This window comes from Cytobacillus oceanisediminis (assembly GCF_022811925.1).
GTDB lineage: Bacteria > Bacillota > Bacilli > Bacillales > Cytobacillaceae > Cytobacillus > Cytobacillus oceanisediminis_D.
The window spans coordinates 2,707,597-2,730,935 of record NZ_CP065511.1 but is presented as its reverse complement, the minus strand read 5'-3'; the positions used below and the strand labels follow the sequence as shown (position 1 = coordinate 2,730,935).

At 41.3% G+C, this 23,339-nt stretch carries 20 protein-coding genes and 1 riboswitch; of the genes, 10 read left to right on the top strand and 10 right to left on the bottom strand.

Annotated features, from left to right (window positions below; all coding sequences use genetic code 11):
- Positions 1 to 30 precede the first annotated feature (30 nt).
- From IRB79_RS13805 to IRB79_RS13780, 6 genes are all read right to left on the bottom strand, one after another.
- Positions 31 to 579, bottom strand: coding sequence for an HAD hydrolase-like protein (locus tag IRB79_RS13805; protein ID WP_243503050.1), 549 nt, complete (start codon positions 577 to 579; stop codon positions 31 to 33).
- Positions 580 to 668: 89 nt separating this feature from the next.
- The gene (metH, locus tag IRB79_RS13800; protein WP_243503049.1) at positions 669 to 4,115 is read right to left on the bottom strand and encodes a methionine synthase; all 3,447 of its coding nucleotides are present in this window, start codon (positions 4,113 to 4,115) and stop codon (positions 669 to 671) included.
- Positions 4,108 to 5,958 (bottom strand): bifunctional homocysteine S-methyltransferase/methylenetetrahydrofolate reductase, encoded by a 1,851-nt coding sequence (locus tag IRB79_RS13795; RefSeq protein ID WP_243503048.1) that lies wholly within the window; start codon positions 5,956 to 5,958, stop codon positions 4,108 to 4,110. The genes metH and IRB79_RS13795 overlap by 8 nt, the downstream gene beginning before the upstream one ends.
- A 4-nt stretch (positions 5,959 to 5,962) precedes the next feature.
- Positions 5,963 to 7,147 (bottom strand): cystathionine beta-lyase, encoded by a 1,185-nt coding sequence (gene metC, locus IRB79_RS13790; protein WP_243503047.1) that lies wholly within the window; start codon positions 7,145 to 7,147, stop codon positions 5,963 to 5,965.
- Positions 7,144 to 8,256, bottom strand: coding sequence for a methionine biosynthesis PLP-dependent protein (locus IRB79_RS13785; protein ID WP_243503046.1), 1,113 nt, complete (start codon positions 8,254 to 8,256; stop codon positions 7,144 to 7,146). The genes metC and IRB79_RS13785 overlap by 4 nt, the downstream gene beginning before the upstream one ends.
- A 75-nt stretch (positions 8,257 to 8,331) precedes the next feature.
- Positions 8,332 to 8,449: riboswitch (SAM riboswitch) on the bottom strand.
- Positions 8,450 to 8,649: 200 nt separating this feature from the next.
- Positions 8,650 to 8,829 (bottom strand): H-type small acid-soluble spore protein, encoded by a 180-nt coding sequence (locus IRB79_RS13780; protein ID WP_243503045.1) that lies wholly within the window; start codon positions 8,827 to 8,829, stop codon positions 8,650 to 8,652.
- A gap of 163 nt (positions 8,830 to 8,992) precedes the next feature.
- Here IRB79_RS13780 and IRB79_RS13775 point away from each other — a divergent pair, with 163 nt between their 5' ends.
- The 3 genes from IRB79_RS13775 (at position 8,993) to odhB (ending at position 13,761) form a co-directional block, all read left to right on the top strand.
- Entirely contained in the window at positions 8,993 to 9,232 is a 240-nt protein-coding gene (locus IRB79_RS13775; RefSeq protein WP_243503044.1) for a hypothetical protein, read from the top strand.
- A gap of 333 nt (positions 9,233 to 9,565) precedes the next feature.
- Positions 9,566 to 12,403 carry a 2-oxoglutarate dehydrogenase E1 component gene (gene sucA, locus IRB79_RS13770; RefSeq protein ID WP_243503043.1) on the top strand — a complete coding sequence of 946 codons (2,838 nt, stop codon included), beginning with the start codon at positions 9,566 to 9,568 and terminating at the stop codon, positions 12,401 to 12,403.
- Between the two features lie 104 nt (positions 12,404 to 12,507).
- Positions 12,508 to 13,761: a 2-oxoglutarate dehydrogenase complex dihydrolipoyllysine-residue succinyltransferase gene (gene odhB / locus IRB79_RS13765; RefSeq protein ID WP_243503042.1), complete on the top strand. Its 1,254-nt coding sequence runs from the start codon at positions 12,508 to 12,510 to the stop codon at positions 13,759 to 13,761.
- A 319-nt stretch (positions 13,762 to 14,080) separates the two neighbouring features.
- Here the strand turns inward: odhB and sda are convergent, their stop codons facing one another.
- Positions 14,081 to 14,212 (bottom strand): sporulation histidine kinase inhibitor Sda, encoded by a 132-nt coding sequence (gene sda, locus IRB79_RS13760; RefSeq protein WP_009334545.1) that lies wholly within the window; start codon positions 14,210 to 14,212, stop codon positions 14,081 to 14,083.
- A 209-nt stretch (positions 14,213 to 14,421) separates the two neighbouring features.
- Here sda and IRB79_RS13755 point away from each other — a divergent pair, with 209 nt between their 5' ends.
- The 6 genes from IRB79_RS13755 to IRB79_RS13730 all read left to right on the top strand — a co-directional run bounded on the left by IRB79_RS13755 (position 14,422) and on the right by IRB79_RS13730 (position 19,127).
- On the top strand, positions 14,422 to 15,216 hold the full coding sequence (locus tag IRB79_RS13755; protein WP_243503041.1) for a VOC family protein: 795 nt from the start codon (positions 14,422 to 14,424) through the stop codon (positions 15,214 to 15,216).
- 224 nt (positions 15,217 to 15,440) lie between these two features.
- Positions 15,441 to 17,129, top strand: a complete 1,689-nt coding sequence (locus tag IRB79_RS13750) for an AMP-binding protein (RefSeq protein WP_279401019.1) — start codon at positions 15,441 to 15,443, stop codon at positions 17,127 to 17,129.
- Positions 17,130 to 17,355: 226 nt separating this feature from the next.
- The gene (locus IRB79_RS13745) at positions 17,356 to 17,514 is read left to right on the top strand and encodes a hypothetical protein (protein ID WP_243503039.1); all 159 of its coding nucleotides are present in this window, start codon (positions 17,356 to 17,358) and stop codon (positions 17,512 to 17,514) included.
- A 96-nt stretch (positions 17,515 to 17,610) separates the two neighbouring features.
- Entirely contained in the window at positions 17,611 to 18,480 is an 870-nt protein-coding gene (locus tag IRB79_RS13740) for a gamma-glutamylcyclotransferase family protein (protein WP_243503038.1), read from the top strand.
- 152 nt (positions 18,481 to 18,632) lie between these two features.
- Entirely contained in the window at positions 18,633 to 18,875 is a 243-nt protein-coding gene (locus IRB79_RS13735) for a hypothetical protein (protein WP_243503037.1), read from the top strand.
- Between the two features lie 48 nt (positions 18,876 to 18,923).
- Entirely contained in the window at positions 18,924 to 19,127 is a 204-nt protein-coding gene (locus tag IRB79_RS13730; RefSeq protein ID WP_243503036.1) for a DUF6501 family protein, read from the top strand.
- A gap of 49 nt (positions 19,128 to 19,176) precedes the next feature.
- Here the strand turns inward: IRB79_RS13730 and IRB79_RS13725 are convergent, their stop codons facing one another.
- Both IRB79_RS13725 and yidC read right to left on the bottom strand, forming a co-directional pair.
- The gene (locus tag IRB79_RS13725) at positions 19,177 to 19,731 is read right to left on the bottom strand and encodes a YhcN/YlaJ family sporulation lipoprotein (RefSeq protein ID WP_243503035.1); all 555 of its coding nucleotides are present in this window, start codon (positions 19,729 to 19,731) and stop codon (positions 19,177 to 19,179) included.
- A gap of 119 nt (positions 19,732 to 19,850) precedes the next feature.
- Positions 19,851 to 20,639: a membrane protein insertase YidC gene (gene yidC, locus IRB79_RS13720; RefSeq protein WP_243503034.1), complete on the bottom strand. Its 789-nt coding sequence runs from the start codon at positions 20,637 to 20,639 to the stop codon at positions 19,851 to 19,853.
- A 542-nt stretch (positions 20,640 to 21,181) separates the two neighbouring features.
- Between yidC and IRB79_RS13715 the strand changes: the two genes are divergently transcribed.
- On the top strand, positions 21,182 to 22,111 hold the full coding sequence (locus IRB79_RS13715) for a lysylphosphatidylglycerol synthase domain-containing protein (RefSeq protein WP_243503033.1): 930 nt from the start codon (positions 21,182 to 21,184) through the stop codon (positions 22,109 to 22,111).
- A 34-nt stretch (positions 22,112 to 22,145) separates the two neighbouring features.
- Here the strand turns inward: IRB79_RS13715 and IRB79_RS13710 are convergent, their stop codons facing one another.
- Entirely contained in the window at positions 22,146 to 23,207 is a 1,062-nt protein-coding gene (locus tag IRB79_RS13710) for a glycoside hydrolase domain-containing protein (protein ID WP_243503032.1), read from the bottom strand.
- Positions 23,208 to 23,339 lie beyond the last annotated feature (132 nt).

The following is a 23,339-nucleotide window of genomic DNA, read 5'->3' as shown; positions in this document are numbered from 1 at the left end:
TCATCATAGTGAAGCCCTGGTTCCTTATTTCTAAAATTCAAATTTTGAATAGCAATCAATCGAGAAGTCTGCATAGGGATTAGGGTTGCGGAACGCACAGGTGCTGATGCCGATCTGTCTGGCAGGCATTAAATCTGTATCCTGGTCGCCAATGGCCAAATCAATATGATAACGCCGGTGCAGATATTCATAAGACTCCGGATGCGGCTTTAAGGAGAAACCATCAAATTCCGGGCAGATAACTTCTTCAAAATAGGAAGTGAGTTTCCAATACTCCAGCAATTCCTCCGTTGATTGCCGGTTACGGTGGGTGACAAGCACGTTTACATTATTTTGCTCTAATATATTCCTTACATATGGAAATAATGGCTTCTCTTCATGCTTAAAAGTTGCTTCCATTTGACGAAAATCAGCAATTTTTTCCGGAGAAACATTAAATTTCTGATATGCTGTCCCGTTTTTAAGGGGCGTAAGAACTTCTTGAGGATCCAGCTCTTTGCCGGATATGCGAATAAAAGACTGAACCAAAGTAGGCCATGTATCTAGAATTGTGCCATCTAAATCCCAGAGAACATTCATAAAAATCTCCCTCCTTGCTATGTAACCATTGTAAAGGTTTTAAAAAGGGATAGGCAAATACCCGGCAATTTTATTTGCCGGGTATTTTACTATCTTAATACATTAAAATATCTTGCTTCCGGATGGGCAAAAACCATTGCAGATACAGATGCTTCCGGCTCCATCATACATTCTTCTGTAAGCTTAACTCCGATATCTTCGGGCTGTATAAGTTTAAATAGCTTTTTCTGATCCTCAAGCTCTGGGCATGCAGGATATCCATAAGAAAAGCGCTGCCCCTGGTATTTCGCTGCAAAACGGTCTTTCATAGTCATTTCAACTGGATCAGGGAATCCCCAGCGATCCCGAATCTGACGATGGATCAGCTCGGCAAGCCCTTCAGCTGTCTCCAAAGCCAGCGACTGCAGGGCGTGGCTTTCCAGGAACCTGCCTTCCGCTTTTAAACTGTCTGCTATACTGCGTATTCCTTTCCCGGCTGTCACAGTAAAGAAGGAAACATAATCCATTTGACCGCTTTCTTTTGATTTAAGGAAGTCTGCCAGACATAGGAATGGCTCTGTTTCCTGGCGCGGGAACTCAAACGTTTCAATGACCGTTTTTTCATCTTCATCATAGATATACACTTTATCGCCATCTGACTGGGCAGGGAAGAATTGATAAACTGCTTTTGGCTCTATCCAGTTTTTCTCTTTTGCTTCAGCAATCAGTTCATCAACCATTGCGTTAATCTTAATGGCCTTTTCATCTTTTTCCGCAAGAAGCTTTTGCAGGTTTCCTTTTAAGCCAAGATGATGGCCAATCAGCATTTGCTTATTTATATACGGCTCGATATGCGAGAGGGAATATGTTTTCAGCAAATGCCGCTTTAAATCTTTTGGAACAAAAACTGGCACTTTTGTGCTGACTGTTGGTTTAGGCTTTACTGCAACTGCAACAGATCCCCGGTCAAAAGGGACTGCATTCAGCACGGCTGCCTGTTTTTCTGCCTGCTGAATCCGCAGTTTCTCCGCTTCTTCGGGCTCCTGAAGCTGATTGGCTAAAGAAAGTCCATTCATGGCATCCTTGGCATATAGTACAAGTCCATCATATTCCTTGGAGATTTTAGTATCTGTGAACTTTCTCGACAGTGCAGCGCCGCCTACTAATATCGGAATATCGATTCCTGCCTGTTTCATGTCATGTGCCGTAATGACCATCTGCTGTGCGGATTTAACAAGCAGACCTGAGAGGCCGACCATATCCGGATTCTCACGCCTGATTTTTTCAATCAGTTCAGCAGGGGAGACCTTGATTCCCAGGTCTATTACTTCATATCCATTATTGCTTAAAATAATATCCACTAGATTTTTCCCTATATCATGGACATCGCCTTTAACGGTTGCGAGGATGATTTTACCCTTGGATGAAGATTGTGCAGCATCTTTTTCCATATAAGGTTCAAGATGAGCAACAGATGCTTTCATAACTTCCGCACTTTGAAGGACTTCTGCAACAATCAGCTGGTTATCATTGAACAATCTTCCTACTTCCTTCATTCCATTCATTAAAGGCCCATTAATGATATCAAGAGGAGCAGGGTATGCTTGCAGGGCCAGATCAAGATCAGGCAGGAGCCCTTCTTTTGTTCCCTCAAGAATATAATAAGCGAGGCGTTCCTCAAGTGTCATATCCGGAAGAACACTTTTGCTTTCTTTCTTCTTATCCCGGTAAAAATCAGTGAAAATGGCAAGTGATTCATCAGTAGTTTCAAAAAGAAGTTTTTCAGCCATTAAGACCTCTTCCTTTGAAATAGAAGCAAATCTTTCGAGTTTTTCCGTATTCACTATCGCATAATCGAGGCCTGCTTGAGTACAGTGATACAGAAATACTGAATTTAATATTTCCCTGCCGACAGGAGGGAGGCCGAATGAAACATTACTGATTCCCAGTATGGTTTGTACTTCCGGGAGAGCTTCTTTAATAAGTCTTATACCATCTACCGTTGCCTTTGCAGACCCGATGTATTGCTCATCCCCTGTGCCGACAGGGAAGACGAGGGGGTCAAAAATAAGATCCTGAGGCGGAATTTGATATTTATTTACAAGCAAATCATACGAACGCTTTGCAATCTCAAGTTTTCTTTCAGCCGTAACACCCATTCCGACTTCATCTATCGTACCTACTACCACAGCTGCACCATATCGATGGATCAGTGGAGCAATAGCTTCGAATCTTTCTTCGCCATCCTCCAGATTAATGGAATTTATGATGGCTTTACCCTGTGAATAGGTGAGGGCCTTCTCGATAACCGTTTCGTCAGTTGAATCAATGACCAGCGGGACCTTAATTTTTTTCACTAATTCCTTGATAAAGTTTTCCACATCCTGCATTTCATCACGATCAGGATCTGCAAGGCAAATATCAATTACATGGGCTCCGCCTTTTACCTGTGCACGGCCTATCTCAGCAGCTTCCTCGAACTTACCTTCAGCAATCAGCCTTTTAAACTTGCGTGAGCCAATTACATTTGTGCGCTCGCCGACCATAATGGGCCTTAATGTCGGGTCGTCATAAATCAGTGGTTCAATTCCAGAAACTTTGTGCAGTGAATTCCCCTCATAATTCCTTGGTTTATAATCTTTAACCGACTCAGCAATTGCCTGGATATGTTCAGGTGTGGTTCCGCAGCAGCCGCCTACAATATTCAGCCAGCCTTCCTTGGCAAAGCCCTCAAGCTTGCTCGCCAGTGATTCGGGAGTTTCATGGTACTGTCCTTCTTCATCAGGCAATCCTGCATTGGGATAGCAGCTGACAGCAGTGGATGCCAATCCTGATAAAGAACGGATATGGTCCTGCATGAATTCGGGACCTGTCGCACAGTTAAGTCCAACTGCCAGAGGTTTCATGTGTTCCAGGGAAATATAAAATGCTTCAATCGATTGGCCTGCAAGAGTTGTGCCCATCGGTTCAATCGTTCCCGAAACTATGAGCGGAAGTTTTATTCCCGTCTTTTTTGATGCATTTTCAATGCCGATAAAACCAGCCTTCACATTGAGCATGTCCTGGCTGGTTTCCAGGAGGAGAAGATCGGCTCCACCGTCAATTAACCCTCTGGCTTGTTCTTCATAAGCTGCTATCATTTCTTCAAATGTAGACCCGCCGGTTACACTCAGCGTCTTCGTCGTAGGTCCCATGGCACCAGCCACATATCTCGGCCATTCAGGAGTTGAAATGCTGTCTGCGGCTTCCCTGGCAATTTCAACAGCAATTTTATTTAGTTCATAAGCTTGTTCTTCCAGATCGTAATCTGCCAGAACAATGCTAGTTGCGCCAAAGGTATTGGTTTCAATAATATCTGCGCCGGCTTTTAAATATTCAAGGTGAATATGTTCAATCACAGAAGGAGCTGTTATATTTAAATTCTCGTTGCAGCCTTCATATTCTTCGCCGCCAAAGTCATCGGCGGTAAGGTTGGCTCTCTGCAGCATGGTGCCCATTGCTCCATCCATAATCAGGATTTTCTTTTTTAGCTGCTCCTGCAGTGATGTTTTATGCATGTTGTTTCCTCCTTGAAAGCCGTTCGGTTGTCTCACGGGCATAGTTTGATAGTTCAACAGTCATTTCATAGCGCATAAATGGAGTGATAAGGTAAATGCCATTAAACAGCTCTGCCGCGGCATCGATCAGCGACTTTGCAATGGCAATGCCTTCAGCTCCAGCCTTTGCAGGATCATCTTTCAATGAAGCCATTCGGTTTCTAATGCTGTCGGAAATTTTGATTCCCGGAACTTCATTATGAAGAAACTCTGCATTCCGGCTGCCGGTAAGAGGCATAAGGCCGATATAAACAGGTGCTTTTAAATCTTTCACAGCCTCATGAACTTCCAGCAGCTTCTCTTCAGAAAAAACAGGCTGCGAGATGAAATAATCTGCACCATGTTCAATTTTCTTTTCAAGCCGTCCAACAGCTTTTTCCAATGAGCGGACATTGGGGTTAAAAGCGCCTGCAACTGAAAAAGCAGCTTTCTGGCCAAGATCCTTCCCTGAAAAAGATAACCCTTCATTTAACTGCTTGATCATACTGATCAATTCAAATGATGAGACATCATATACGGAAGATGCTCCTGGAAAATCACCGACACGTGCAGGATCACCCGTAACGGCAAGAATATCATTTAATCCAAGTGCATGCAGCCCCATTAAATGGGATTGCAGGCCAATTATATTCCTATCCCTGCAGGTCACATGAACAAGCGGTCGCAATCCTGTCTGCTGCTTGACGAGATAGCCAAGCGCAGAGTTGCAAACCCGGGGGGAAGCAAGGGAGTTATCTGCAAGTGTAATAGAATCTATTCCGGCTTCCTTCAATGCTTTTGCACCTTCGAAAAAGCGTGAAGTATCAAGCTTTCTTGGGGGATCCAATTCAACAATTACGGAAGGCCTTTCCCTGACAATATCCTGAAGAGGAGGGAGCTCTCTTGATGATGATGGCTTTTCAGAAACAATGACTTTATTGATTGCCTTTGTCTCTTTTTCCTCGATTGGCGGAAGTCCTTTTAAAACGTCAGAAAACGCCTTGATATGGTCAGGTGTTGTTCCGCAGCAGCCTCCAAGCAGGCGGACACCCTGATTTCGGAATTCAATTGCTGACTGCCGGAAATATTCTGCATCTCCTTCATAATGAAATTTGCCGTCCGTATAGGCTGGAATACTGGCATTTGGATAAGCAGAAAGATAGGCATGCTTTGGCAAAGGTACACTTTCGAGAGTTTTCAGCATATGATGCGGACCAAGCCTGCAATTGATTCCCACAACATCCGCACCAATGCCTTCAAGCTTTGTTAAAGCATCAGCGATAGAAGTCTGGTTCTGAAGAACACCCGCTTCCTGAAGAGACACCTGTGCGATAACCGGCAAATCAGTTTCTTTTCTGGCTATGGCAAGGACCGTCTCAAGTTCTTCCAGGTCATAATAGGTTTCAAGCAAAATACCATCTACATTCTCAAGCAGCAGGCAATATAGCTGCTCCCTGAAGCTTCTTTTTATTTCTTCAAGTGTAATCATGTTGGGCTTGAAACCTCTGATCCCGCCGATTGTACCAGCAACATATGCGCGGCCCTTGGCAGCTTTTTTGGCTATCCTAGCTGCAGCACTGTTAATCTCCTTAACGGAGTCCTCCAGTCCATATCGCTGCAGCTTCAGATAATTCGCCGCATACGTATTGGTTTGGATCAATTCAGCCCCAGCGCCTATGTATGCTTCATGGATGTGCTGGATCTGCTCAGATTGTGATAGATTTAATTCCTCAAAACAGCTGTCGGTACCATAGGAGTACAAAAGAGTTCCCATCGCGCCATCTGCTATGATTATTTCATTCTTTAATTTATTTAGGAAACTCAAAGTATCACCCCCGCTGTAAAATCGAATGTTTTGTTTGTCCGGCAGCAGATAAAGCTGCTTTGAAATCTTCTATAATATCATCTGTGCTCTCCAGGCCAACAGATAGACGAAGAAGACTGTCCGTTATTCCGCGCTGCTCCCGTTCGGATGCAGGCATGGCTGCATGTGACATTTTTGCAGGGTAGGAGAGAATAGATTCAACAGCTCCCAGACTTACTGCAAAAACAGGTATTTTGGCATTCTCAACAAATGTTCTCATCGATAGCTCATCTTCAAGCTCAAAAGATAGGACGGCACCTGCGTTCACAGCCTGTTTTTTCTGGATTTCATATCCTGGATGATCTGCAAAACCTGGATAATGCACCTTCTTAACAGATGGGTGATCATTAAGGAAACCAGCAATTTTCTCAGCTGATTTCACAGACTGATCAAGCCTTACCTGCAGCGTTTTAATGCCTCTCAGCACAAGCCAGGCATCCTGAACACCCAGAACAGCTCCAAAGGAATTTTGGAGAAAAGCAAGTCTTGCGCCTAATTCCGGATCTTTCACAACCGCCAGGCCAGCAACGACGTCGCTGTGTCCGGATAAAAATTTGGTTGCGCTATGCAGCACTATATCTGCACCTAAAGTGAGAGGTTTTTGAAGGGCAGGGGTCAGGAATGTATTATCCACAAATGTCAGGGCTCCATGCTGTCTTGCAAGTGAACTAATGGCCTTTATATCTGTCACTTTCAGCAGCGGGTTGGAAGGAGTCTCTACATAGAAAACCTTTGTGTTGGGACGAATTGCTTCTTTTACTTCTTCAAGATTTGTCATATCAACAAATGTGTGCTCAATGCCAAAACGGGACAGGACTTCTGTTGTCATGCGATAGGTTCCGCCATATACGTCTTCTGTAATGACAACATGATCTCCCTGTGATAAGAGGAGGAATGCTGTAGAAATGGCAGCCATTCCAGAAGAAAAGGCAAACCCTCTAATACCTTCTTCAAGCTCCGCGATGACCTCTTCAAGTGCTTCCCTTGTTGGATTCAGGCTGCGGCTGTAATCATATTTTCCGAACGCATCAATATCTTTTTGATGGAAAGTGGAGGCATGCTGGATCGGTACACTGACAGCTCCTGTTTCCGGGTCGAATTTTTGATTATTGTGAAGCAATTTCGTTTGGAATGTGTAGTTCGAGCTCATCGTACTGCCTCCTTAACAACCTTTGCAAAAGCATGTTCAAGATCCGCCTTCAAATCTTCTGCATTTTCGATTCCAACCGAGAAACGCAGAAGCCTATTACAGACACCGGTTTCAATGCGGATTTCTTCAGGGATGTCCGCATGTGTCTGTGTTGCTGGATAAGTTATGAAACTCTCGACTCCGCCAAGGCTTTCAGCAAAGGAGATAAGGGAGAGGCTCTGCAGAAATGGATTCACCCAGGATTCATCCTTGATTCGGAAAGATATCATGCCTCCCTTGCCAGGATAAAGGACATCGGTTACTGCATCGTGGCCCGATAAAAATTCTGCTAATTCCTTCGCATTTTCTCCATGCCGTTCCATGCGGAGAGAGAGTGTCTTCATGCCTCTGATCAACAGCCATGAATCAAAAGGGCTAAGGACAGCCCCTGCGGCATTGTGGTTCATAGCCAGTGCCTCACATAACTCTTTGCCCTTTGCAACAATTAATCCTGCAAGGACATCATTATGCCCGCCAAGATACTTTGTTGCACTATGGATGACAATATCAGCTCCAAGCTTTAACGGCTGCTGAAGGAGAGGGGTATAAAACGTGTTATCAACGATAAGGAGGATATTATGCTTTTGGGCAATGTCTGCTATCAATTGAATGTCAGTCTGTTCCATCAGAGGATTAGTTGGAGTCTCCAGAAATATTGCCTTGGTCTTTTCCGTGATTAAATTTTCAACATCTTCGGGATTGCTGGTATTTACATATTTGCTCTGAAGTCCCCACTTCTTGAAGCCCTGTTCTAGCAGACGATATGTACCGCCATATAAATCCTTGGATACAATCCATTCATCTCCGGATTTAAAAAGAGACAGTATAGTAAGAATTGCAGCCATTCCAGAACTGCAGGCATAGCCTTGATCGCCTTCTTCCAGATCGGCGATTGCCTTTTCAAGCAGCTGGCGGGTGGGATTGCCTGTTCTGCTATAGTCAAAGCCAGTTGACTGGCCAATGCCTTCATGGCGATATGCCGTGGAAAAATATACAGGCGGATTGACTGCACCTGTTGCTGACTCACTCCTGTTTCCGATTTGCGCTAATCTGGTGTCAATTTTATACATGCTTGTAACCACTCCTTAGAAAAAATAAAAAAAGCCTTCTATAAGAAGAAGACTTTTTAATGTGATCAGCCATTCTTCTTATCTTTCAAGTTTTTAAGAAACTTGCAGGAATTAGCACCTTTTCAATCAAAAAAAATGATTGCTGGTTGCTGAGGCGTCGTCGGGCCTTACCCTCGACCTCTCTGGATAAGAAATCAAATATTAAATTTTCTCTAAACTTTACTACAGTAAACCGCTAATCGTCAACACTTTTTTGAATATTTTATGTTATAAAAAATATCCACTCAGATGTCTTGAGTCCTTTTGCCCTAAGCGTCCGTTTTTAAGGGGGAATGAGGAGGATTTTGAAAAAAAAAACTTTCCATCACATTCTGGAAAGTTTCTTTAAAGTATTCATTCTTCAATCAAATCGTTAACCGGCACATCCATTTCTTTTTCAGAATCTGCTTTTGTGTATATACGTGCTGTCTTAGTCTGCTCATCTACATGCTGAATGATGATCGGGATGCCATTGAAAGTAACACTGTACATTTCAGCAGACTCAGCAATCTCTTTTGCTCTGCCAATATTCATGGAAAAACCTCCTGAATTTGAATAATTTTAATGTGCCTTAAAATTACACAAATTATTCTTTGGAAAAATCTTGGCATAAAATGTTAGAAGTGGATCGCTTTAAAGTTCAGAATATTTGTTTTATAATAAAGGCAAATGAAATTTCTCTTGGAGGGAAGCTAATATGCGAGAACATAGCCACTGCCGCCACCGGTTTGCGGAATCCGAAGGACCAGCTGTATTCCAGACCATGGATGGCATTGAAGTAAATGTTTCTGGTTCCATGTTCGAAAAATGTACAACTTGCGGCCATTTTGATTTTCCTGTGGAAACGAGAGAAGCAATTGAATCTTCCCTAAAAGAAAACAGAAAAAATTCGAATGCAGTCAAACAAATCTATATTAACTTAGTTGAGACTTTTTAAAGCCGAACAGCACTTCGGCTTTTTATTTTTGCCTCTTATAAAAACCACCCAGTTATTTCTTATTTATAATTGTTTAACATTTAACAAAACATTTTATTAGAATAAGTAATTACTAAAAAAATTTTTAATAGTTTTCCACTATATTCATGTTTTTATCTTTGTACAACTAGATTTTCCGTGTTAGAATAACTGTGGAAACGTTTTATCCTCTGAAAAATATTATTATTCGTAAAAATAAAACGTTAATGCAACTTATAGATGGGTATTGTATTTTCAGGGGAGAAAAATGAATTTGAATTATTTACTTAAAAACAGTTATGGAGGTAATTTTCCATGAAAAAGCCATCGAATGGTGAGGGACCTTTTGAACAAGGATTTCATGGCCCCAACCTTGGCTACGTTATTGAACTATATGAAAGATACTTAGAGGATCCATCTTCTATCGATCCTGAAATGAAAGACTACTTTGAAAGAAATGGTTCCCCTCTAGCGAGTGAAGGAACTCCGCAAATGGCTTCATCAGCAAATCAGCCAATGAATGCCGGACAGCTTGAAAAAACACTTGCTGCAATTCGCCTTGCTGATAATATCCGCACATATGGCCACTTGGCTGCAGATATTTATCCGCTGGGTAACAATAAATCTGAAAGTGCATTATTCGAACTGAGCAAATATGGCTTAACTGAAAATGATTTAAAAGAGATTCCTGCTGGGGTCATTACTAAAGACGCCACATATCCATTACGCAACGGACTTGAAGCAATTGAATTCCTGAAAAGCGCTTATATGGGACCAATTGCGTTTGAATTCCAGCATATATTTGATGAAAACGAAAAAGACTGGCTTCGCCGTAAAATAGGGGCCAACAGCCACAAACTGTCAATGCAGAAGGCGGAAAAACTGAAAGTTTTAAGAAGACTGACTGAAGTTGAGGAATTTGAAAAGTTCCTTCATAAAACATTCGTTGGACAGAAAAGATTCTCAATTGAGGGTCTTGATACAATGGTTCCTTTACTGGATGAAATTGTTTCTGAATCCGTTTCTGATGGAGCCAAAACGATTAATATCGGCATGGCCCACCGCGGAAGGTTAAATGTTCTTGCACATGTGCTTGGAAAGCCGTATGAAATGATCTTCGCGGAATTCCAGCATGCGCCAAATAAAGAATTGGTTCCTTCCGAAGGATCTATCGGAATTAATTATGGCTGGACAGGCGACGTTAAATATCACCTTGGTCTTGATAAACAGATCAAAGATGAGAATACGACCATAGCCAGACTGACATTAGCAAACAATCCGAGCCATCTTGAATTTGTAGGTTCACTGGTTGAGGGCTACACCAGAGCTTCACAGGATAATAGAACAAAGGCCGGTTATCCTGAAGTAGATCCAAAAGCTGCTTTAGCCATTATCATTCATGGAGACGCAGCATTCCCAGGACAGGGAATTGTAGCAGAAACACTGAACCTAGGGCAGCTGACTGGCTATAATACGGGCGGTTCAATCCATATCATTGCCAATAACACAATTGGTTTCACAACAGAATCACATGATTCACGTTCTACCAGATATGCAAGTGATCTTGCCAAAGGGTATGAAATGCCAATTCTTCATGTGAATGCAGATGAACCTGAAGCAGTAGTCGCAGCGGCAAGAATTGCTTGTGAATATCGTGCTAAATTCCAAAAAGATTTCCTTATCGACTTAATCGGATACCGCAGATTTGGGCACAACGAGATGGACGAGCCTATGACGACTAATCCTCTTATGTATAACATTATTCGCAAGCGACCAACCGTGAAAGCGCTGTATGCTGATAAGCTTCTAAATGAAAAGATCATTTCCAAAGAGGAAGCAGAAGGCATTCATCATGAAGTACTGGAAAAAATGAAGGCTGCCTATGAAAAAGTGCCAAATGAAAAGAAAGAGGCGGAGTTAACCAATCCACCTGAAACAGTCGAAAAGGGTCTGCCAAAAATTAAAACAGCTGTGTCTGTCGATAAATTAAAGCAAATTAACGAAGAATTATTAAAATGGCCAGAGGATTTCAAAGTGTTTGATAAACTCGGCAAAATTTTACAGCGCAGATTGGAAGCGCTTGAAGGAGACGGCAAGATTGATTGGGGACTTGCCGAAACACTGGCTTTTGCAACCATTTTATCTGATGGTACCCCTGTCAGACTGACTGGCCAGGATTCCGAGAGAGGTACATTTGCACAAAGAAACGTTGTTCTGCACGATCATACAACTGGAAAAGCGTATTCACCTTTGCACAAGCTTTCAACTGCCAAGGCATCTTTCGCTGTGCATAATAGCCCATTATCTGAAGCTGCTGTCGTAGGCTTTGAATATGGATATAATGTATTCGCTCCGGAAACACTTGTTCTATGGGAAGCTCAGTATGGTGATTTTGCCAATGCGGCACAGGTAATGTTTGATCAGTTTATTGCTGCTGGCCGTGCGAAATGGGGCCAAAAATCAGGTCTTGTCATGCTTCTTCCACATGGCTATGAAGGACAGGGACCTGAACATTCAAGTGCACGCCTGGAAAGATTCCTGACTCTTGCAGCAGAAAACAACTGGACAGTTGCCAATCTTTCTTCTTCAGCACAGTACTTCCATATCTTAAGAAGACAGGCTGCCATTCTCGGAAAAGAGGAAGTTCGCCCGTTAGTGATCATGTCTCCTAAGAGTCTGCTGCGCAATCCGAATGTCGCTTCAAATGGACTGGAATTGAGCGAAGGAGAATTCAAGTCTGTTATGGAACAGCCTGGCCTTGGTCAAAATCACGAAAAAGTTAAACGCATCATTCTTGGAACAGGTAAAATCACAATTGATTTATCCGAAAACCTGAAAAACTACCAGGATCAGGATTGGTTCCATATTTTACGTGTGGAAGAAATCTATCCGTTCCCAATGGATCAAATTAAAGAAATTTTAACGCGCTATCCGAATGTGGAAGAAATCGTCTGGATTCAGGAAGAACCAAAAAATATGGGTGCATGGAATTTCGTTGAACCTAGACTGAAAGAAATTGCCGGAAGTGATATAGACGTCACCTATATTGGAAGAAGACGACGTTCAAGCCCTGCTGAAGGTGACCCGACTGTTCATAAGAAAGAACAAGCACGCATAATAGATGAAACCCTATCGCAGTCTAACGGGCAGTAAAACTCCCCGTATAGGCCCGATTGGTTCAACTAACAATCAGTGGGAAAAATCCCCCACTGATTGAAGTTTCACTTTAACACGCAAGCATGAAGGAGGAAATTAAGGTGGCAGAAATCATAGTTCCAGAATTGGCGGAATCCATTACAGAAGGTACGGTGGCACAGTGGCTAAAACAGCCTGGTGACACTGTAAATAAGGGTGACTATGTTGTAGAACTTGAAACTGATAAGGTAAATGTTGAAATAATCTCTGAACATAGCGGTGTTTTACAGGAAATCAAAGCCCAGGAAGGCGACACGGTTAATGTAGGTGAAACCATTGCTATCGTTAATGAAAGCGGACAAGCTGCGCCTGCTCCAGAAAAAGCGGAAGAAAAGCCTGAGGCGCCTAAAGCTGAACAGCCTAAAGCAGAGGATCAGCCCGCACAGCCAGCTGCTGAAGAAAAAGCTGGCGGACAGCGTCCGATCGCTTCTCCGGCAGCACGCAAGCTGGCAAGAGAAAAAGGGATTGACCTAAGCCAGGTGCCGACTGCTGATCCACTGGGCAGAATCAGAACCCAGGATGTTGAGTCCTTCAATCCAAATCAAGCAAAACAGCAAGCTCAGCCGCAAAAACCGGCAGCAGCTTCAAAACCTGCAGAACAGCAGGCCGGCGGAAAAGAAGTGGAACGAATCAAAATGTCCCGCCGCCGACAGACAATTGCAAACCGCCTTGTAGAAGTTCAGCAAACTGCAGCGATGCTGACTACATTCAATGAAGTGGACATGACAAATGTGATGAACCTTCGCAAGAAGCGCAAAGATAAATTCTTCGAAGAGAATGATGTTAAACTTGGTTTCATGTCATTTTTCACAAAAGCGGTAGTTGCAGCCCTTAAGAAAAATCCTTATTTAAATGCTGAAATTCAAGGCAATGAAATTGTCCTTAAAAAATTCTATGACATAGGTATTGCCGTGTCAGCACCTGAAGGTCTTGTAGTTCCGGTTGTACGTGATGCAGACCGCAAAAACTTTGCAGAAATCGAAAAGGATATCATGGACCTTGCAATTAAGGCCAGAGACAACAAACTTGCCTTATCAGACCTGCAGGGTGGAAGCTTCACTATCACAAATGGCGGTGTATTTGGCTCCATGATGTCTACGCCAATCTTGAACGGACCACAGGTTGGTATTCTTGGAATGCATTCCATTCAATTGCGCCCGGTTGCAATTGATGCTGAAAGAATGGAAAACCGTCCAATGATGTATATCGCACTCTCCTATGACCACCGTATTGTTGATGGAAAAGAAGCTGTAACATTCCTGAAACGCGTCAAGGAACTGATTGAAGATCCAGAAAGCCTTCTTTTTGAAGCATAATAACATAATAAAACCAGAGCGGAATCCGCTCTGGTTTTATTATTTTCTTTATCGAAAATTATTTGCATTAAGGAAACATTGTACTTGTTATGCATATTATATTAAAAAGCAGGTGATGAGCTTGAGAAGAAGACAAATGAAGATACTCCAATATAGTACAGTGTTAAAGAGATTAGGGGTTCTAAGTGAACAAGAATATGAAAATATTAAAAAAGCAAATAAACTGCCAAAATCCGTGCGAAAATATTAAAAAAAAGCGGGAATAGCTCCCGCTCTACATACCCACTAAGTATTTGGCAAATTAAAGTTAAGTTGAAACTTACTCTTTAAACGGCTTCAATCCCCGTTTTTGAATCTCCGTCTTTAATATCCTAATCCATTCCTTTTCAGACCCTGACTTCAATGCATCACGATACGAGACGACCAGCTGTTCATTACTCATAATTTTCATTATGCATACCTCCTGGTTAAATGGATTGAATATTCTATTTTTAATTATTGTAAAGGTTTTTTAAGTTTTTGTGAACCCTTTATATAGAAAAGATTTATTTCATTATGATGACATTTTTGGTTGGCGCATTTCAGCAGCTGATAGTGGACTCGAATACAAACCGCGGGTAAGATTTATATAAATAGATTGTATAAAGGAGGGAGCCGCTCATGAATCTGGCACTAGACCATCTCGTCCACTTTATTAAAGCTGATCCATCTGAAGCAGTGGCAAAATGGAGGAATGCGGGTTATAAAGCAGTATTGGGAGGAAGCCATGAAAACTGGGGGACATATAACAGCCTTTTATATATCGGGCAGTCATACATTGAATTTTTATCAATTGAAATAAATCATATTGCCGCTGCTGCTGAAAACCCGCTCATTAAACAGCTGACAGATGAACTCCCGTTAGGGGAAGGCATCGGACAGCTTTGCTTCCGAACCAGTAAAATTGAAGACCTAAAGATTGAATTAAAGAGGAAGGGCTTTGAGACCCATCCAATTTTTGAAGGAAGCAGAAAGAGGCAGGATGGAAGCATGCTATCATGGAAGATGCTGTTTTTCAAAGAAAACCCCAATTATAAATATCCTTTCTTTATTGACTGGGGTGTGGAAGATGATAGAAGATTTGAAGAACTGAGACGTCTTGGCTTTATTGATGAAAACTTTGAAAATAAAAAAATTGAAGAAATATTTATAGCCTCCAATGACTGTGAAAAGTCTGCTGAGTTATGGAAGGCGATGATGCCGATTTCCATGGCTGATGTTTACATCAGCAGCGATGGAAAAGAGAAGAGAGCATCCATTGGAATTGGATCAGTAAAAATCACCTTTTGCCAGCCATTGCAGGATGAAGGAAGGGCTATGGAAGTCCTGAAAAAAAGGGGGGAGAAGCCCTTTGCTGTTCAGTTCTCGCCCGGCCTTGAAAAAGAAATAACCCTATTTGAAGCTGATTATTTTTAAAGGGAGAAGGAAAAAATTTTAGTTTGAACATAAGGAAGCTGCTCCTATATTAAGGGGCAGTTTTTTATTATAAAGGAATACAAATTTGATAAATCTAGAGTTATGAAAATTGAGCCAGAAAAATTTATAAGTTATCAATATATGAAAATATTGAATATTCGGCAATGTATGATAACATAAAATGAAAGCGTTTTATATCAGCATCTTAGAGAACTCTTTACACAATGATTAAATCATCATATACCAAGGAGGATTTCTGGATGACGGAACTAATGAATCTAACAGTAGGGAAGCTCCTGGAGGAGAAAGCCTGCCTTCACCCGAATCATGAAGCTGTAGTTTACGCAGATCGCGGGCTCCGAATGAGTTATAAGGAGTTTAATGAATATTGCAGGCATGCTGCCAAAGGGTTTATGAAGCTGGGTCTTGAAAAAGGAGAGCATATTGCCGCATGGTCAACCAATACGCCCGAATGGCTTACATGCCAGTTTTCAACAGGCAAAATGGGTGCTGTCCTTGTAACAGTTAATACAAACTATCAAGCTGCTGAGCTTGAATACCTATTAAAGCAATCTGACAGTACAACTATTGTTCTGATGGAAAAGTTCAGAGAAACCTCCTACATAGAAATGCTATACAGTATTGTTCCGGAACTTAAGGATTCTGAGCCAGGACAGCTGAAAAGCAAAAGACTTCCTTTTTTAAAAAATGTTATCGTGATGGGAGAAAAACGCTTTCCTGGTACTTACAGCTGGGAAGATATTATCAGGATGGGCGAAGCAGTCACAGACGCAGAACTCAATGAGCGTATGGAGAGCCTGGACCCAGACGATGCCATCAATATGCAATATACATCTGGGACGACAGGCTTTCCTAAAGGGGTTATGCTAACCCATAACAACATTGTTAACAATGGCTATAATATTGCTAATTGCATGCGTTTAACAAAAGATGACCGCTTATGTATTCCTGTTCCGTTTTTCCATTGCTTCGGGTGCGTGCTGGGAACGATGGCATGCATATCCGTCGGCGCAACCATTGTGCCGGTGCAGGAGTTCAGTCCTAAAGCTGTTCTGCAGACGGTCCAGGATGAGAAATGTACAGGCCTGCATGGGGTGCCGACAATGTTTATCGCAGAGCTGAATGATCCTGACTTCTCAAAGTATGATCTATCGACTCTCCGTACTGGCATAATGGCTGGATCAAATTGCCCTATTGAAGTCATGAAAGACGTTATTGAAAAAATGGGTGCCAGCGAAATAACCATTGCTTATGGACAAACAGAATCCTCTCCAGTCATTACGCAGACTAGGACGGATGATCCGATTGAACTGAGAGTGGAATCTGTAGGAAGAGCACTGCCCAATGTGGAAGTGAAAATTGTGGAGCCAGGCACCAATAACGAAGTACCGTCCGGGGAACAAGGGGAATTGTGTACAAGAGGCTATCATGTCATGAAGGGTTATTATAAAAATCCTGATGCTACAAAAGAAGCCATAGATGAAGAAGGCTGGCTCCATACAGGTGATCTCGCTGTAATGGATGGGAACGGATACTGTAAAATCACTGGAAGACTAAAGGATATGATCATTCGCGGAGGAGAGAATATATATCCCCGCGAAATTGAAGAATTTCTTTATACGCATCCAGCGATCCTGGATGTTCAGGTGGTTGGAGTTCCAGATGCCGTCTATGGTGAGGAAGTGGTCGCCTGGATAATCGTAAAAGAAGGCACTGAATTAACAACAGACGGACTTCGCGAATACTGCAAAGGGAAAATTTCACGCCATAAAATCCCTCGCTATATAGAGTTTACGAAGGATTATCCAATGACAGCTTCTGGAAAAATTCAGAAATTCAGATTGCGTGAACAGGCTAAAGAAGTCATCGAAAAAGCAAATACATTGAAATAAAGTACATTTAACCTGTTGGGACTTTTCCAGCAGGTTTTTTTATGGAATAAGAGGTATAGATTCTGAAGTTAGATAACTGTCTAGCTCCAGGCGCCTTCCGCTTTTCTAAAGAACTCCGCCTTCCTTCATTCATAAGTCTTAATAAATCTCAATCCCACAGCCAATGTTTTACTGCGTGAAAGTATTTAAAATGAGATTAAAGATAAAATGAAGGGAGAGATAGAAAATGTACGAGGAAATTTATGTCATTGAAGTATTGAATAAGGCTAAGCTGAAGGAAATTGCTGGACTAAACCAGATTAATCCGTTCCAAGAAAATACGAAAGAAAAATTTTGCTGCAAGCTTCCTTTAGTAAAAAAGTTCACAGTATGCCAATGCAGCTAGGACGGAGAATGCTCTCCGTCTTATTTTTTTGAAAAGAATCTTCAGAAAATGGTAGTATAATAAACAAAAGAGAGAAATAAGGGGGAGCAAGTGCTAATGACAACTCAAAAGCTGTTTGTTTATGGAACCTTAAGAAAACACGAGTCAAATCACTTCGTTTTAAAAGGCAGTCCCTGCATTGCCGAGCAGGCATGGGTATATGGGGAATTATTTGATACAGGACTTGGCTATCCCTCTATGAAACCATCACTTGACCAAAAAGTGTATGGAGAGCTTTATGAAGTGCATTTAGATCATTTCACTGAGCTGGATGAACTTGAGGATTATATCCCGGGAAGAAAAGATAATTTGTATGACAGGGTGGAACAGACTGTTCATACTGATGCAGGAGATGTAAGTGCACTTGTATATATTTCCTGCCGGGATGAACTGTTAGCCGAACCCATTCTTCATGGGGATTGGAAGCTTTACCGCTTAATGAAGGATAAACCGGAAAAGACCTTTTATTTTGCTTACGGTTCCTGCATGGATGATGAGAGGTTTTGCGTGGCAAAGGTAGATCACCACTTCAAAACCATCGTCGGCGGGGGAACGCTGGCCGGTTATTCGATGCAATACCTATTTTCCAGGGATGATGGAGGAAGGGCAGATATTATAGAAAATGGCGGCATCACTGAAGGAGTTCTATATGAACTTCCTTATGAAGCAGTTGAATACCTGTTCCATAGAGAAGGTTTTTATGGACAATGGTATCGTCCTGCCTTTGTGAATGTTAAAGTTGGAGATAAGTTTTATGGAGATGTCCTGACTTTTCATGTCTACAATAAAAAGGGGGAGCTGCCCCCGCCTGACCATTACGCCCTTGAAATTCTCCGGGGAGCAAGAGGCAGAGTAAGTAACGATTATTACAGAAAGCTTGAACAGCAGCTGGAAAAACTGGGTGTTCAAATTAGATTGGATGCATAGCTCTAGCCAATATTGATTTTTTTTCTCTGTGCTGACCAGTTTTCATCTATTAAAATATGCTAAAATAGCGCAAAATTCTAATTGGTGGTTTGAAACAGGCTAAGCGGGTGGTATATTACCTTTGCCATCATCTTAGAAAGAAGGTCATCAAAATGAAAATTTTAGCAGATAATGGCTTTTATGAAGTGGAATATGATAACGAGCATTATGATCATTTAGAGTTTGTACGAATGGACCAAATCTGTGAAATTAACTATGTAACAATGAAAAACACGCTAACTGGAGATGTGTATACATTTGAGGCGGATAAAATCAGCAGATTCCGGAAAATAATGAAGTTAATGCCAGCAGTTAAAAAGAATCTAGTTGCAGACAACAGTTCGTATTCTTTATAATAAAAACTAATCATAGAAAGTTATGCAGATTATGAAGGAGTGGCAATTTTGATTCATTTAAAATGGCATGAACGCGAAACATTGAAAAAAGTAAAATGTGTGCATACGGATGCAGCAAAATACATTGTAGACCGGGCATTGACAGCAGGAAATATCTATGATGTAAAAAATGAAACTGAAGAATTCTATTTCATCGTAGACAATTCCGGAAAAGTAAGCGGATTTTATAAAGACTATTTCCAGGATGCTTAATCGAATGAAGAAAACGGCCAGTTAAAATTGGCCGTTTTTTTATATTCCTTTACCTTTGTGTAGGAAAAATTCTCTGGACAGTTTCTGTAAATTCATCAAAAAATCCTTCAATTGGCTGACCGGCTTGAATGTCCTCTGAATATCCTGTCATTCGATCATAAAAGTCGGGGTTAACAGAAACATATACATTATCAATGTCCTGATCGACTGCTTTAACCTGATCGGAAATTTTCCCCTCGACATCCTTAGTCAATTCTCCATTTCCACCATTCAAGCGTGCGGCAACATATGCATTATTGTCTGTCACGATTACATTCGCTGACTCGACTTCCGGGATAGAGGTAATTTTATCGGCAGCTTTATCTGCAACCTCCATTCGCGGGGATTCATTTCGATTTTCATTGTCTGTTCCTGTGCGGGTAAGGTCAATCCCCGGTTCAGTGGTCCGTCCATTTTCTCCAAAATTGCTGTCGTTCACTTTTGTAGGCTCTGTCAAGTCTCTGTTTCTTTGTGCTGTTTCATTCATATCATTATCGTTCATTGCACAGCCTGCAAGCAATGCAGCTGACAGAGCCCCCGCCATCATTAATTTGCGTTTAATCATAAACTTTCCTCCTTTCGTTTTTTCCCCCTTATCTTTCCAAGAATTATGGCCTTTATGCAGATTTATTTAATATATAACAACAAAAAGGGGAGCAGGCATTTAACCCGCTCCCCATATAATTACGATTCTGACATGAACTGCACAGTATCAGGTTTATCCTTTGTATATAATCTTCTGCCAAGCCATGATTGGAAAACTAAAAATATTCCGCCCGCAGTCCAATATAGCGGCAAAGCTGCAGGAGCATTTAAAGAAACCAGCATAATCATTACAGGAGACAATAAACCAATGAATTTCATTTGCTTTGGCGTTTGCGCAGTCATGTTAGTTAGAGTGAATCGGTACTGAAGATAGTAAACAATTCCTGCAATGATTGTGATCCAAATATCAGATTGACCAAGATTGAACCAGAGAAACGAATGTGCAGCAATTTCCTGATTTCCTCTTATGGCATAATAGAACCCCATCAGAATGGGCATTTGAATAAAGATTGGCAGACATCCCGCAGCATTCAGAGGATTTACTCCGTGAGATTGATACAAACCGAACATTTCCTGCTGCAGCTTTTGCTGCTCTTGTGGTTTTTTCGCTGTTTTCAGCTTTTGCTGGATTTTTTCAAGTTCAGGTTTTAACTTATCCATTTTTTCTTTCATTACGCTTTGATTTTTATATTGTTTCAGCATTAAAGGCATTAATATCAGCCTAATCATTATGGTAATGAAGATAATGGCCAAGCCGAAATTGCCATGAAAGAAAACAGCTGTTCCATGTATTGCCAATGCAAACGGATCGACAAAATAATGATGGAAAAAGCCTGTTCCTTGTCCTCCTTGTGTCTGACAGGCAGATAAGAATATTGGCAGTACAGTAATCATGATAAGAGCTAATAATAGTTTAATTTTTCTCATACAGGTCAAGCCTCCCGCTATATTTTTCTTTAAATAGGGGAGAGACCTTCTGGCTCATCACTTTCTTCACCTTTTTTTAGAATAAGTTTTGCAAGCCAGGATTGAATTGAATCGCAAATAAAGCCCCGCTCCATGCAGAACCCTGGAAGTCTTTCAAATTGTCTTTTTTCGTTCTCAATATATCTAGTACTGTATAAAGTCGGCTCTATTTTCCAAATGATTAACAGCTTTGCTGCTAAACCAATGATATATGTTAAATAAAGAGTATATTCTGATGAAATAAAAGACGATTCAGTTATTATTTCAAAGATATTATTTCACCTCTATTCACAGATTTAAGTATAATTGAATGCTGCATTGAAAACAATTGCAGATGTGAACCAATTGCAAAAAAGTTATCGTTTGTCCATTCTATTGTACCTATGCAGGAATATAATAGGAGAAAGTATATATATTGTCCGCTTTAGTATGATACACTCTATCAGGGAGATTAAATAATCATTATCTCTAGTTCACTACATGAATGGTGGGGTATTTTGTCTTTGTTAAAACAAAAAACTATTATAACACTTGCCAAACTCCTCGTACCCTTATTCATTTTGCTGTTTGTCATGCTGGAGGCAAAAGGGATATTCAATGATTTTAATTGGGCTCTCCTTGAGCTTTATGTTGAACGGCTAACCTTCCGCAGAGTATTTTTTATCCTTTTATTGGGACTGGCTGCACTTTTTCCAATGTATTTTTATGATGAAATACTCCAAAGGCTTTTCAGAATTAGAGTGCCTAAAAAAAAGCTTTTATTTTATTCTTTATCTGCCAACGCATTCTCTAACTTTATCGGATTTGGAGGTGTGGCCGGAGCTACACTCAGGTCCTATTTTTATAAGGATTACCTAACTGGCAGTACTCCATATATCAAAATAATTGCCAAACTGTCACTTTTTTACCTAACCGGCTTGTCCATATTGTCATGGATTGTCCTTTTTACAGATTTACATTTATATGATGATGTTAAACTTATAAAGATCGCAGTCTGGGCCGTTGCTGCTTATACACCTCTGCTGCTGGGCGTTTACTTTTTTAAGTCTTCATTTTGGAATATGAAACACATCAAAAAGGGGTTTGCAGGGGAATTGCTGGCTGTTTCTTTATCGGAGTGGCTATTTATTATCATATGTATCTGGGGAATTGCCCGGGCCCTTGAAGTATCGATTTCATTTTTTGTTCTGTTTCCAATTGTCATCATTTCAGCTTGTGCTGGCATTGCGAGTATGATCCCTGGAGGCATTGGTTCCTTTGATTTTGTATTTTTGATCGGACTGGAATCGCAGGGTGTTCCCACCGAATTGGGGCTGCTGATTCTCATGTTTTACCGTCTCAGCTATTATATAGTTCCTGTGTTTATTGGTACGCCGTTTGTCATGAACCAGTTTTGGAATAACGGAATGCCGAAAAACAGCTTCAAAATATAAAAGAGCCTTTGTGGGCTCTTTATTTTTTATATATTTACCAAAGAACATCCAGAATGTCTTTGTTGAATAAATTTGTATCAATATTGCACGCCTTTGCATCAATTCCATACTGCCAGCCTGCAATCAATGAATTTGCAGGAGCTTCAGGTTTATATCCAGGTGCCTGTTCCTGCTCAGTAATTCCTATATTTGGCGCAGCTGTCCATATGAATGTGTTTTCAAGAAGGGAAGAATTTTCGGCTGCTTCTTGACTGAAAGATTTAGTCAGGGCCTGTTCCTTATCAAAAACCCCATATATGCCAGGATGATAGGGTGACTCCTCCATTGCTTGATACCAGCCTTCAATAAAGGAAGAATCAACAGGATAATTTGGCTCAATATCCGCAAAAATCGCTACACCCTCCGGTATTCCCAGCTCCTGTGCCAATTCAATAGCTGCTTTCGCCTCACTCTGTCCATTTTCCAGGCCTGTTGCCTCATTAAATCGATTCCAAATCACGAGTAATTTAATATCATTGCTTTGCAGAAGTTCAGCCTCCTGAGGTGTGATGCCTGCTGATACACCTTCTTTTTCACCTAAATAGCGTCCCCACACTTTAGGAGACCCGAAGTTTTCCCGTACGCATGAAAGCAAGTCGCTTGTGGTGAGACTTGCCGAGTCTACACCCCAAACGACTTCATCATCCTCTGACTTGCCATCCTGGTCATTTTTCGCACCTTTATCGCTGCCGCTGTTTTCATTTCCATTTCCTGTTTGACCGGAGTCCTGATTTTTATCAGCCTTATTTTTTATTGTATTAGTTACATTAACATCCACATTTACCTCAATGTCATTCGTAACATTATTATCAATTTGGCTATCATCACCATTATTCAAATCATTGTCGATTGAGTTATTTACATTGGCTTTATTGCCTTTTATATTATTTTTTACTTGATTACTGATATCACTGTCATTGCTTTTGCTTTGGCTATCTGGAATGGTCTGAGTTTTTGGCGCGTCATCCTTTGAATCCATCAGGGAGAAAGCAAAGAGCGAAATCATTACGGCAAAAAATGCGGTCACAACGAAAGGCAAAAGTCCCCGTCTTTCCATTTCTCACAGCCCTCCTTGTCAGTTCATGACATCTTATGCGGAGGGCGGAAAATTGGTGATTGCAGTAATAGGAGAGTGCAGACTGAGGTGATATTCCCGCTTCTTATTTCAATATAATATCGCGGCGCGGGA

Excerpts from the sequence above, each read along its gene's own strand:
- metH (WP_243503049.1), bottom strand. The coding sequence starts at position 4,115 with ATGCATAAAACATCACTGCAGGAGCAGCTAAAAAAGAAAATCCTGATT.
- IRB79_RS13745 (WP_243503039.1), top strand. The coding sequence starts at position 17,356 with ATGTACGAGGAAATTTATGTCATTGAAGTATTGAATAAGGCTAAGCTG.
- IRB79_RS13755 (WP_243503041.1), top strand. The coding sequence starts at position 14,422 with ATGAATCTGGCACTAGACCATCTCGTCCACTTTATTAAAGCTGATCCA.
- IRB79_RS13725 (WP_243503035.1), bottom strand. The coding sequence starts at position 19,731 with ATGATTAAACGCAAATTAATGATGGCGGGGGCTCTGTCAGCTGCATTG.
- IRB79_RS13805 (WP_243503050.1), bottom strand. The coding sequence starts at position 579 with ATGAATGTTCTCTGGGATTTAGATGGCACAATTCTAGATACATGGCCT.
- IRB79_RS13740 (WP_243503038.1), top strand. The coding sequence starts at position 17,611 with ATGACAACTCAAAAGCTGTTTGTTTATGGAACCTTAAGAAAACACGAG.
- IRB79_RS13785 (WP_243503046.1), bottom strand. The coding sequence starts at position 8,256 with ATGTATAAAATTGACACCAGATTAGCGCAAATCGGAAACAGGAGTGAG.
- IRB79_RS13750 (WP_279401019.1), top strand. The coding sequence starts at position 15,441 with ATGATTAAATCATCATATACCAAGGAGGATTTCTGGATGACGGAACTA.
- IRB79_RS13780 (WP_243503045.1), bottom strand. The coding sequence starts at position 8,829 with ATGAATATTGGCAGAGCAAAAGAGATTGCTGAGTCTGCTGAAATGTAC.
- sucA (WP_243503043.1), top strand. The coding sequence starts at position 9,566 with ATGAAAAAGCCATCGAATGGTGAGGGACCTTTTGAACAAGGATTTCAT.
- IRB79_RS13710 (WP_243503032.1), bottom strand. The coding sequence starts at position 23,207 with ATGGAAAGACGGGGACTTTTGCCTTTCGTTGTGACCGCATTTTTTGCC.
- metC (WP_243503047.1), bottom strand. The coding sequence starts at position 7,147 with ATGAGCTCGAACTACACATTCCAAACGAAATTGCTTCACAATAATCAA.
- sda (WP_009334545.1), bottom strand. The coding sequence starts at position 14,212 with ATGAAAATTATGAGTAATGAACAGCTGGTCGTCTCGTATCGTGATGCA.
- IRB79_RS13775 (WP_243503044.1), top strand. The coding sequence starts at position 8,993 with ATGCGAGAACATAGCCACTGCCGCCACCGGTTTGCGGAATCCGAAGGA.
- IRB79_RS13735 (WP_243503037.1), top strand. The coding sequence starts at position 18,633 with ATGAAAATTTTAGCAGATAATGGCTTTTATGAAGTGGAATATGATAAC.
- yidC (WP_243503034.1), bottom strand. The coding sequence starts at position 20,639 with ATGAGAAAAATTAAACTATTATTAGCTCTTATCATGATTACTGTACTG.